Here is an 11,842-nt window from a genome sequence, read left to right on the forward strand (position 1 = left end):
CGTGCCCTCCACCCAAGGAAGAACCCATGCCCGCACTCCGTCCGCACCTCGCGCGGATCTCCGGCCTTCTGGCCATGGCCGCACTCTCCACCGGCCTGATGGCGGCCACCCCCGCCACGGCGGTCACCGGCCCCGACGCCGGTGCCGCCGCCCGCTCGCACGCCGTCCGGATCGAGCTCGGCGGCGAGACCGACTCCCGCGCCTGCTCGGGCACGCTCGTCGACCGGTTCTGGGTGCTCACCGCCACGAGCTGCTTCGCCGCCACGCCCGGCACGACCGTCCCGGCGGGCAAGCCCGCCCTGAAGGCCACCGCCACGCTCGGCGACGGCCGGACCGTCGACATCACCGAGATCGCCCCGCGCACCGACCGGGACGCCGCCCTGGTGCGCCTGGCCGCCCCCGCCACCGGGATCGAGCCCGCCGCCCTGGCCGCCTTCACCCCGGCGGCCGGCGCCGAACTGACCGCCACCGGCTTCGGCCGTACGAAGACCGAGTGGGTGCCCGACACCCCCCACACCGGCACCTTCACCCTCGACTCGGCCACCGCCACCACCCTGGCGGTCACCGGCAAGGGCGCCGACGTCCTCTGCAAGGGCGACACCGGTGGCCCGCTGCTCGACGCCGGGGGCAGGGTCGTCGCCGTCAACTCCCGTTCCTGGCAGGGCGGCTGCCTCGGCGCGCCCGCCACCGAGACCCGTACCGGCGCCGTCTCCGCCCGCGCCGACGACCTCGCGGAATGGCTGCGGAGCGTCCGCCTCACCACCGCCTCCCTCCAGAACGTCCTGAGCCGGCGCTGCGCGTACGTCAACTGGCGCACGACCGACAACGGCGCCCCGGCCCAGCAGGTCGACTGCGACCCGCAGTACGCCGATCAGCTCTGGAAGCTGGAGCCCGTCGCCGGCGGCGGCTACCAGATCCGCAACCACCACAGCGGCCGCTGCCTCCTCGTCTCGTGGAGCACCCCGCAGGACGGCGCGCCCGTCACCCAGTACGAGTGCAACCCGGCCTTCGCCGACCAGGTCTGGCAGCTGGTGCCGGTCGCCGGCGGCTACCAGATCCGCAACTCCGTGACCGACAAGTGCATGTACGTGCCGTGGAGCACCCCGGAGTGGGGAGCCCGCGTGCTCCAGGTCGGGTGCGACGCCCAGTACGCCGACCAGATCTGGACCCTCTGACGCACTCCCGCCCACCGAAGCGCGCCCCCTCGGGCGCTGATAGCGAAGGACTGTCTTGGATACTGCCCACTGGAGCCGGCGCCGGGTTCTCGGCGCCGTCGCCGCCACCACGGTCGCCGTCGCGGCGTCGAGTCTCGTCCTCAATCCCGTGGCCGCGATGGCCGCCGTCGCCCCGCCGCCGGAAGGGGACGACGGCGATCCCTTCCTCCTTCCCGACACCGACCGGGCCAAGGTCGTCAAGGCGTGGCTGCTGGGCGGCAGGGCCGTCCGGGCCTCCGCCGAGGCGGCGCTGACCGGATCCGACGCCGACGTGCAGGCCTTCCTGGCGACGCGGCTGGCAGAGGACACGGCACAGGACAACCGCGTCGCGGTCGTCACCGCCCTCGCGGGCGGTGGCAAGGGCACGCGGCGGGAGGCCACGGCCGCGCTCAACGGGGGTGACGCGGACATCGCCGCCTTCGTCGCGGGCGGCTACAAGCCCGCCCTGATGGAGGACCTGCGGGTGGCCACCGCCACCGTGATGGCGGTCGGCGGCAAGGGCGTCAACCGCGTCGGCAGCGCCGCGCTGGCCGAGGACACGGAGGCCGCCCTGGAGACGTTCCTCCTCGAAGGTCAGTACGAGGCCCGCCTTGAGGACATGCGGGTGGAGACCGTCAGGCTCTCCTACCAGGCGGGCCCCGAGGTGCGGAAGTACGCCGAACGCGCCATGGCCGGCACCGGCACGGACATCCGGTGGTTCCTGGAGACCGGCCAGCACATTGCCCGCGCCCGCGACCAGGAGGCCATGAAGATCGGCGAACTCGTCGCGGTCGTCCAGCGCGAGGGCAAGCAGGCGGCCGAGATGACGAAGGCGGCCGAGGAGGCCTCCGCCACTGCCGTCGCGGCCGCCGCCAAGGCCAGGGAGGCGGCCGAGAAGGCCGCGGCCGAGGCCCAGGCCGCCCAGAACGACGTGCTCGCCTCGGGCAAGGCGGCCCGCAGCGCCGGCGAGGCCGCGCAGGGTGCCGCGGACGCGGCGAAGGTCGCCACCCACGCGTCCCACGCCGCCATCCACGCGTCCCGCAGGGCCTCGTACGCCGCCACCGCCGCGAGCCAGGCCGCCGCCACCGCGGGCTCCGCCGCCGCCCGGGCCTACGGAGCGGCCGTCGCCGCCTCCAAGGACGCCTCCCAGGCGCAGGCCGCCAAGGACGCCGCCGTCGGCGCCAGGGACGCCGCCCTCCAGGCGCGTACCGCCGCCGCGGCCGCCGAGAGCGCCGCCGTGGCCTCGGCCCAGTCCGTGGTCGCCAGCGACGAGGCGGCCTCCGCCGCCCGCAACGCCGCCGCCGCCGCGAGCGCGGCCGTCGCGGCCGCCGCCGCGGCGGGCGTCGCGCAGGCGCTGGCCGCCGAGGCCAAGCGCCAGGCGCAGATCGCCTCCACCGCCGCCACGACCGCGGTCAATGCCGCAGGCGCGGCCAGGGCCCTGGCCGCGGCGGCGACGGCTGCGGCGCGTACCGCACGCGACGCCGCCAACAGCGCGGCCGCCCACGCGGAGAACGCCGCCGCCGCGGCCGAATGGGCCGTCCAGTACGCCGGCCAGGCCGTGGACCACGCCAACAAGTCGACCGAGTTCGCGAACCAGGCCAGCAAGGCCGCCGACGCCGCCAGCGCCGCCGTCGCCGAGGCGGTGGCCGTCGAGAAGGCCGCGCGCGAGGCCGAGTGGCAGCGCCTCGACCTGGACACCGCCCAGGCCATCGAGGAGAGCCGGCTGCTCGCCCAGCTCGAACAGCGCGACCGGGAGGCGAGCGCGGCGAAGGCGACGGAGGCCGAGCGGACCCAGCAGGCCACCAGGGACCTGATCGCCCAGGCGGAAACCGCCCTCCGGTCCGGGGACTCCGCCGCGGCCGCCACACTGGGCCGGAAGGCGGCCGTCGCCGTCATCGGCGGCCCGGCCGGCAGCTGGACGTCCCAGGCCGCGCGGTTCGCGCTGTCCGGGGCCGACGCCGACGTCCACGTCTGGGTCGACACCGACCGCCGCCTCGCCCAGCGGCAGGACGACCGGGAGACCAGCCTCTACCTCGCCCAGGTCTCCCCGCCCGACATCGGCTTCGCGGCGGCCGAGGCCCTGGAGAGCAGCGATCCCGAGGCCGTCGGAGCCTTCCTGGGCGGTGGGATCGTCCAGGCCGCCGTCACGGAGAGCCGGGTGATGGTGGCGCGCGCCCTCGCCGACAACCCGGGCAAGGCGCTCACCCAGGCCGCCTACGAAGCGCTCGACGCCGACACCCCCGAGGCGCTGCACCGCTTCCTCACCGTCACCGGAGAGGCGGCACAGCAGGAGGACGACGGCGTGGCCACCGCCCGGCTCCTGGCCGTGGAGTCGAGCGGCCCCTACACCAGGGCCCACGCCAAGGCCGCGATGGAGGGCCCGGCCTGGATGCGCAGGGGCTTCCTTGCCTCCGGCCAGTACAGGACCGCCCAGCTCGACTACGACTCCGCCAGCCACATCGCCGCCATGCAGGGCGCGATCGCCGCGGCCGCGAAGATCGCGAACAAGGCGCAGGAGGACGCCGCCCGCGCGCAGGAGGCGGCGGCGACGGCCCGCGACGCGGCCGCCGAGGCCGTGGAATGGGCCAGCCGGGCGCAGAACTGGGCCGCCGACGCCCTGAAGTCCGCTCAGCAGGCGAACACCCACGCGGAGAGCGCCGACCAGCACGCCAAGGACGCGCAGCTCTCGGCCGAGAAGGCGGCCCAGGCGGCCACCACGGCACGGCTGGCGGCACGCTCGGCGAACTACTCGGCCAACCGCGCCTTCGACGCCGCGCGCGGGGCGGTGGCCTCCGCCAACGGCGCGCAGATGGCCGCCGCCTCGGCCCGCTCCTCCGCCGTGCAGGCGGGGCAGGACGCGAAGGTGGCGGCGGTGGCGGCGAGCCAGGCGCACCACATCGTCGCGGCCAAGCGGGCGCAGGAGCTCGCCGTGGCGGCCCGGCACGCGGCCGAGGAGGCGCGCGACACGAAGGCCTCGGGCGTGATTCCGGCCAACACGCCGGAGCACGACGCGGTGAAGGGCGGTGTTCCCTGCTGGAACGGGGACCCGGGGTGGATGGCGAACGCCACGTCCACACTCAGCACCATCACGGGATACATGGCCATCGCCGCGCTCGCGGGCGCGCGCATGAACTGGCGCCTCGCACCCGTGCTGGGGCCGTGGGCGTTCAACCTCGCCACCCTCTCCACGATCTACTCGGGGATCAGCACGGTCTTCGTCGGAATCAACTGCGGACGGTCGAGTGGCGAGTTCAAGGCCTCCCTCGCCACCACCGCCGCCAAGGGGCTCGGCCTCGGCGTGTCCCAGCTGAGGAAGCCGCTTGAGGCGGCCGGCCGGGTGGCGGAGCCCGTGATTTCGAGGATCACGGGGGCCAGCTACTACATCTCGCCGGTCACGGCCATCCTCACGGCCTTCAGGTAGCAGGCACCGCCGGCACCCCGAGACCGGTCCGGGGGCCGGCCGCGCACGCGGTCGGCCCCCGTTCCTCAGCGCCCGGCCGGATGTCCCGCACCCGTCCGGTCGCTTCGGTCCGCTGCGCCGAGCAGCCCGGCCAGGTGGGCGAGGAGGGAGCGGTGCTGGGCCGGGTCTCTGAAGTAGAAGTGGCCGCCGGGCAGCAGCGTCAGGGAGAACGGGCCGGTCGTGTGCTCCTGCCAGCGGGCCAGGACCTCTTCGGGGAGGTCCTGGTGGCCGCCGACCGCGTGGAGCGGCCCGTTCCAGGGGGGACCGGGGAGGGGCCGGTACGTCTCGGACAGGGTGATGTCGGCGCGCATGGAGCGCATGACCAGGTCGCGCAGGGCGGCATCGTCGCCGAGGTCCGGAGGCAGCCCGCCGCCGAACCGGCCGTCGACCGCGGCGAGGAGTTCCGCGTCCGGGAGGGCGCGCAGACCGTTGTCCCGTGGGTGTCCGGGCGGGGTGCAGGCCGAGGCCATCACGAACTCCGGTACGGGCCTGCCCAGTCGTGCCAGGCGGCGTGCCGTCTCGTACGCGGTGAGGCCCCCCATGCTGTGGCCGAAGAAGGCGAACGGCGGCTCGAAGTCCGCGTTCTCCAGAAGGCGGTCCAGCACCTCGGGCAGCGACGTCAGCGGTTCGTCCATCAGGCGGGATCCGCGTCCGGGCAGCTGGACGCCCAGCACCTCGACGTCCGGGAGGTCGTCGGCCCAGCGCACGTACTCGCCCGGCGAACCGCCGCTGTGCGGGAAGCAGTAGAGCCGCATCCGCGCCTGCGGGCGGCGGTGCCGGCACACCAGCCAGGGGACGGCCCGCGCACCCGTCGTCCGTGCCTCGCTCATCGTTCCGTCCCTTCGTGTTCCGGGCCCGTCAGGCGGACCCGCGTGCCCAGGCCCTCCGCCGTGGCGCGGTCGTACACGCTCCGCGCGGCGAGGACGTCCTGGACCGCGAGCCCGAGCGACTCGAAGACCGTGATGTCCTCCCGCGCCGTGCGTCCGGCGCACCGGCCGGTGAGCACCTCGCCGATCTCGCCGCGCACGTGTTCCGCGCCGAAGCGGCTCTCCCGCATGGGGAACAGCAGGTCTCCGGCCTCGGTGAGCGCCGATTCCCTGCTGTCCGTCAGGACCCTTGCCCGTGCGACGAGTTCGGAGGTCAGTTCGCGCCGGCCGGGGAAGACCGCGCCGACGGCGTTGACGTGCGCCCCGGGCCGGACGGACGCCGCGTCCAGGACCGGCTCCGGGCTGGACGTGACCGTGCAGATCACGTCGGCCCCGGCGACCGCCTCCGGCACCGAGGACACCGCGCGCACCGGCAGCCGGCCCGCGAACCCGGCGGCCAGCGCCCGGGCGTGCGCGCCGGTGCGACCCCACACCCGGATCTCCCGGGGAGGGCGGACCAGGGACACCGCCTCGATGTGCGCGCGCGCCTGGGCGCCGGTGCCGAGGACGGCGACCACCTCCGCGTCCGGCGGGGCGAGCAGATCGGTGGCCACCGCGGAGGCCGCAGCCGTACGGATCTCGGTGATCACCGTGGCGTCGACCATCGCCAGTGGTGCGCACGTCCCGGGGTCGAGCAGCAGCACGACACCGACGTGCGGATCGAGCCCCTTGGCGATGTTGCCCGGCTGGACGGCGATCACCTTGAGCCCGAACGCGCCCGGACCGGGGCCGGGGCCCAGCGGGACGTGGGCGGGCATCGTCGCGAGGACCTCGCCCTCGGCGTCGCCGGGGGTGATGGTGCGCTGCGGCTGGCGGACCCGGCCGGAGCTGAACAGGGTGAAGGCGCGGCGCATGTCCTCGATGGCCCGGGCCATCGGATAGAGCCCGCGCACGGTGGCGGCGTCGACGGTGAGCACAGCTGACTCCTGACGTGGCCCGGCCCTCAGAGGGGCAGCGACTGGCCGATGATCTCTTTCATGATCTCCGTGGTGCCGCCGTAGATCGTCTGGACCCTGGCCTGCGTGTAGGCCCGGCCGACGAGCGACTCGGAGCTGAAGCCGTAGCCCCCGTGCAGTTGCAGACAACGCCCGATGACGTCGTTGCACAGCTCGGAGTTCCACCACTTGGCCATGGACGCCTCGTCCACCTCCAGCTCGGCGCGGCGGTGCGCCAGCACACAGCGGTCGGTGAAGGCCCGTGCCACGCGCAGCGCGGTGGCCATCTCCGCGAGCTGGAAGCGGTTGTGCTGGAACCGTCCGATGGGACGGCCGAACGCCTCCCGGTCCCTGCAGTACGCCATGGTCTCCTCGAAGACCCGCTCGGCCAGCGCCAGGGAGGTGACCGCGATGGAGAGGCGTTCCCGGGGGAGGTTCTGCAGCAGGTAGAGGAAACCCAGGCCGCGACGGCCGAGGACGTCCGACGCCTCGACGCGGACCTCGTCGAAGGACAGCTCGACGGTGTCGAGCGAATGGATGCCGATCTTGTCCATGGGCCGGCCGACCACGAGTCCGGGGGCCGGCGGCCGCAGCACGACGAGCGTCGCGGCGGGCGGGCCGTCCGGCTTCCGCACGGCCGGATCGAGCGCCGCCACGATGACCAGACCGGCCAGCAGGCCGTGGGTGACGAAGCTCTTCCGTCCCGAGAGGAGGAACGAGCCGTCCGCCGCCTCCGTCAGGGTCGTACGGATCGCGGCGACGTCGCTGCCCGCCTCCGGTTCGCTGATGGCGACGGTCGAGATCAGTTCCCCCGAGCAGAACCCGGGGAGCCAGCGCGCCTTCTGCTCGGCCGTGGCGAGCTGCGCGAAGTACCCGCCCGCCACCTCGCTGTGCAGGTTGAACGCCGGGCTGAGCGTGCCCGCCCGGGCCAGCTCCTCGGTGCGGACCACGTGGTAGAGGTAGTCGTCGACACCGCCGCCGCCGTGGGCGGCGTCCATGTCCGGGGCGAGCAGCCCCTGCCGGCCGGCGGCCAGCCAGGCGGACCGGTCGACGACCCCGGCCTCCTCCCAGGCCGGCAGGTGCGGGGTGATCTCCCGCGCGACGAACTCCCGGACCGTCCGGCGGAACGCCTCGTGGTCCGGGCCGAAGATCTCACGCCGCACTCCCGTCCCCTCCCTCGCCGGTGACCCGGCAGACGGGCAGCAGCGTGCGCAGCCGCTGGATCATCACATGGCAGTAGCCGGCGTTCTGCTCCATCGTGCGCCGGCGCGGGACCGGCATCTTGCCGTAGGCCGGGTGCTCGAAGCGCAGCCCCTCGGCCGGGCCCGACCCGGCCGGGAGCAGGCCCAGCTCCGCCGGCAGCTCCCGGCCCGCCTCCGGAAGGGCGATCGTCAGCGAGGTGTCGGTGACCTCCACCACCCGCGCCTCGCTGAGCGGGACGCCGGGGGCCCGGACCGCCTCGCGGTAGATGTACGGCCGCGCGACCAGGTCCAGGTCGAGGGCGAGCCGCGCCCGCGGGTCCGACCACCACGGCTGGCTCCGGGCGAAGTCGACCAGCAGCCGGTCGAACTCCTCCCGGTGCGAGTGCAGCACCAGGTGGGCCGCCTTGCCGATGTTCAGCAGGTCGTAGTGGTCGTCCGTCGACACCGACTCGGCGACGAACCGGCTCAGCCCGTTCTCGGAGCGCTGCCAGTGCTCGGTCGCCGCCGAGAAGAAGTCCTCGTACGACTGGATGCCCGACCGGTCGAGATGACGTGCCAGCCAGTACGCGCCCCGGGCGTTGTAGAGGCTCTGCACCAGGTAGTAGAACCAGGTCCCCGCCGCGCACTCCTCGCGGCTCACCCACTTGGTGGCCACCACCACGTCCGCCTCGGCGACCGGGTCCGGGGCCCGTTCCGTCTCGATGCCGAGGATCTCCCGCTGGTCGTACAGCGCCGTGTTGTGCAGCAGGAGCTGGGGATAGACCGTGAGGGTGTCGGCCTCCAGCCGGCAGAGCCGGGCCACGCCCTCCTTGAAGGTCTCCAGGGTCTCCCCGGGCAGCGGCCAGATCAGCTCGATGAAGGAGCTGATGCCCTTCGCGTTCAGCTTCGCCTGGAGGTCGGTGTACGTGGACTCGCGGATGTTCTTCCGGTCGATGAGCTCCAGCGCCTCGGAGTTGACCGTCTGCAGCGAGATCGGCTGACTGGTCACCAGGCCGCCGCCGACCAGGATCTCGGTGATCTCCGCGACCCGCTCGGGGCGGTTCTTCGCCGCCGCGATCACCAGCGACGTGGGGAAGCCGAACTCCTCCTTGCAGCGCACGATGTGGCGGCTCAGCTCCACGTCCCGCGGCGAGAGCCCCCAGTTGGCGTCCGCGATGAAGACGCTCGACACCCCGTGCTCGGCGATCCAGCGGATGTCGCCGAGCACCCGCTCCTCCTCGAACTTGTTCACCTTGGAGTTGGTGGCCGCGCCCCAGAAGCAGAAGCCGCAGTGGAAGGGGCAGCCGCGGTTGGTCTCCAGGACGGTGAAGGTGTACTCGCCGCCGTCGAACAGGCCGGTCGTGAACGGCGACGGCACGTCGTCCAGGGTCTTCATCCGGGGCGGCTTGTCGTTGGTGACGAGTTCCCCGTCCGGAGCGCGGTAGCTCACCCCGGACACCTCGGCGAGATCCGGCTCCGGGAGCAGGACCTGGCGCAGGAACTCGTAGAACGGCTGCTCGCCCTCGCCGTTGCAGACCACGACGCGGCGCGCCCCGGCCGGTATGTACTGCTCGCCGTGGTTGATGACCTGGGCGCCGCCCAGGATGAACCAGGCGTCCGGGCGGTGCTCCAGGAGTCCGGCGAGCAGCCGGCGGACCAGGCCGGCGTTCCAGATGTAGCAGCTGAACGCGTACACGTCGGCGTCGCACGCCAGCAGGTCGGCGAGGAGCGTGTCCGGGTCCTCGGACAGCCCCCGCGCGAAGAACGAGAAGTCGCAGGCGTCGGCGACGGCACGGTCCTGGGCCGCGTACGCCTGGAGGTATCCGGAGACGAGCGGGACCGTGTTCTCGTACACCGACAGTTCGACGAACGTCACCTTGGCGGTGCGGGTGGCGGTGTTCACCGGGGGGAATCCTCCGCGGAAGCAGGCGTACCCGTCGCGCCCGGCTCCGCCGGGGAGACGGCACGGGCCAGGTCGGACAGAACGGGGTGGGTGTACACGTCCTCGACGTCGATCCTCAGCCCCTCGCGGCGGGCCTTGCCGACCAGCCGGATGACCCGCAGGGAGTCGCCGCCGATCTCGAAGAAGTCGTCGTCCGGGACGACCGACGGCACGGCGAGCACGTCGGCCCAGAGCGCGGTGAGCAGGGCCAGCGGACTGGACCCGGGCCGCTCGGCCTCCGGCGCGCCGGTGCCACCGGTGCCGTCCGGGGTCACCGGCCGCGCGGCGAGCGCCGCGCGGTCCACCTTGCCCCGTGGCGTCAGCGGGAACGCGGTCACGGCGGTGACCACGGCCGGCATCAGGTAGTCGGGCAGTCGGTCCGCGAGCCGGGCGCGGATCTTCCGTGGGTCCGCGGTGCCGTCGCGCAGCACGGCGTACGCGACCAGCCGGGGCTCCTCCTCGGCCGTGGCGACCACCACCGCCGCGTCGACCGCCTCGTCGGCGCGCAGCGCCGCCTCGACCTCGGCCGGTTCGACGCGAAAGCCGCGGATCTGCACCTGGTCGTCCTCCCGGCCCAGGTAGTGGAGCCGGCCGTCGGCGTCGCGGACGACCCGGTCGCCGGTGTCGTACATGCGCCCGCCGGGAGCCGCGGCCCAGGGGTCGGGCGTGAAGCGGGAGGCGTCCCGGTCGTCCAGACAGCCGAGCGCCACGCCCACGCCGCCGAGATGGAGCCGGCCGGGCTCGCCGTCGGCGACCGGTGCTCCCGCGGCGTCCAGGACGTGCGCGGTGACGCCCGGGAGCGGCGCGCCGATGGACGGCAGACCGGGGTGCGGCGCCGGTTCGACGAGACCGACGGTGGCGACGACGGTGTTCTCCGTCGGGCCGTAGTTGTTGTGCACCCGGAAGGGCAGCGACGCCGGCGGCCGGCGCGTCAGCCGGTCGCCGCCGACCAGGAGGTCCCGCAGCGCGCAGCCCTCCTCCGCGCTCGGCCACTCCAGGGTGAGGAGCTGTTCGGCCAGGGCGGTGGGGGCGAAGGCGACGGTGATCCCCTCGGCGCAGAACCAGTCCCGCAGGCGCTCGGGATCGGTGATCGCCTCGGACGGCACGATGTGCAGGGAGGCGCCGGCCGTCAGGGCCGTCCACGTCTCCAGGACGAACGCGTCGAACGTGGGCCGGGCGAGCTGCGTCGCCCGGTCGCCGGGCCCGACCCGGTAGCGGTCCCGGTACCAGTCGAGGAGATTCCCCAGTCCCCGGTGGCCGATCAGCACGCCCTTGGGGCGGCCGGACGAGCCCGAGGTGAAGTTCACGTAGGCGAGGGAGTCCTCGGCGTCCACCGCCTCGGCGGCCTCAACGGGCGGCGCGGCGCCGGAGCCGGCGACGTCCCGGAACGCGCCGACGTCCAGGGGCTCGTACGACTCCAGGCCCAGCCGCCGCACGTGCTCCGGCCGGCTCACCAGGGCCGTCGCCGAGCTGCGCGCCAGCAGGTCCCGTACGCGCTCGGGCGGCTGGTCCGGGTCGAGGAGCAGGTACGCGGCACCCGCCACGAGCACGCCGGCGCAGGCCGTCACGGCGTCGGCGGAGCGTTCGAGGCAGACCGCCACGACGTCACCGCGCGCCACCCGGGACGAGCGCAGCCGGTCCGCGAGTGCGGCCGACCGGGCCCACAGGTCGGCGTAGCTCAGGGCGCCGGCCGCGTCCTGGACCGCCACGTGCCCGGGCCGCCGGGCGGCGTGCCCGGCCAGCATCCGGACGAGCGGCGGAGGTCCGAGGGTTGGGGTTCCGAGGGGTGAGGTTCCGAGGGGTGGAGTGCCTGCTTCCGGGACCGCTTCGAGCACTCCACTGCCTCCTGACAGGTGCGCGGGCTGACGACCGCTGTGAATGGGGGTGGGGTGAGGGGGCGCAGCTCCGGCGCCTCGCGGGCGTACGGAGCGCCGCACCGTCCAGTCTGGTGACGGGGCGTCGGCGGTGCCATGGGACTCAGGTCCCTGCCGCTCCGCCGCCGGGCGGAGCCGGCGCGGCGCGGTCCCGTCGGGGCGGCCCCGGGTCCCCGCCCCCCCCGGCGCGGCGCGCCGGCGCCCGGGGGCGCCCCCCCCCACCACCGGGCCGGCCCGCCGCGAGGTTGGCGGGGTCCCCGCGTTGGTCTCCGGCGCCCGCCAGGGCCTCCTCGAAGGTCCCGGTGGTGCGCAGCGCCCACACGGCGGAGCC

At 74.5% G+C, this 11,842-nt stretch carries 7 protein-coding genes; 2 read left to right on the forward strand and 5 right to left on the reverse strand.

Annotated features, from left to right (window positions below):
• Positions 1-26: 26 nt before the first annotated feature.
• A complete protein-coding gene (locus tag ACFW1I_RS19780; protein WP_384671496.1) occupies positions 27-1,175 on the forward strand; it encodes an RICIN domain-containing protein in 1,149 nt (382 codons plus the stop codon).
• 55 nt (positions 1,176-1,230) lie between these two features.
• Entirely contained in the window at positions 1,231-4,614 is a 3,384-nt protein-coding gene (locus ACFW1I_RS19785) for an ALF repeat-containing protein (RefSeq protein WP_384671498.1), read from the forward strand.
• Between the two features lie 65 nt (positions 4,615-4,679).
• Here the strand turns inward: ACFW1I_RS19785 and ACFW1I_RS19790 are convergent, their stop codons facing one another.
• Genes ACFW1I_RS19790 through ACFW1I_RS19810 form a run of 5 tightly spaced genes read right to left on the reverse strand, consistent with a single transcriptional unit; the run spans position 4,680 to position 11,382 of the window.
• Complete coding sequence (locus ACFW1I_RS19790; RefSeq protein ID WP_384671500.1) at positions 4,680-5,483, reverse strand: thioesterase II family protein; 804 nt, start codon at positions 5,481-5,483, stop codon at positions 4,680-4,682.
• Positions 5,480-6,496, reverse strand: coding sequence for an ornithine cyclodeaminase family protein (locus ACFW1I_RS19795; protein WP_384671503.1), 1,017 nt, complete (start codon positions 6,494-6,496; stop codon positions 5,480-5,482). The genes ACFW1I_RS19790 and ACFW1I_RS19795 overlap by 4 nt, the downstream gene beginning before the upstream one ends.
• 26 nt (positions 6,497-6,522) lie before the next feature.
• Positions 6,523-7,677, reverse strand: a complete 1,155-nt coding sequence (locus tag ACFW1I_RS19800) for an acyl-CoA dehydrogenase family protein (RefSeq protein ID WP_384671506.1) — start codon at positions 7,675-7,677, stop codon at positions 6,523-6,525.
• Entirely contained in the window at positions 7,667-9,598 is a 1,932-nt protein-coding gene (locus tag ACFW1I_RS19805) for a B12-binding domain-containing radical SAM protein (protein ID WP_384671509.1), read from the reverse strand. The genes ACFW1I_RS19800 and ACFW1I_RS19805 overlap by 11 nt, the downstream gene beginning before the upstream one ends.
• Positions 9,595-11,382 carry a non-ribosomal peptide synthetase gene (locus tag ACFW1I_RS19810; protein WP_384671511.1) on the reverse strand — a complete coding sequence of 596 codons (1,788 nt, stop codon included), beginning with the start codon at positions 11,380-11,382 and terminating at the stop codon, positions 9,595-9,597. Before ACFW1I_RS19810 ends, ACFW1I_RS19805 begins: the two co-directional genes overlap by 4 nt.
• Positions 11,383-11,842 lie beyond the last annotated feature (460 nt).

The sequence above is a fragment of the Streptomyces sp. NPDC058955 genome (assembly GCF_042741435.1).
In the GTDB taxonomy this organism is placed as follows: domain Bacteria; phylum Actinomycetota; class Actinomycetes; order Streptomycetales; family Streptomycetaceae; genus Streptomyces.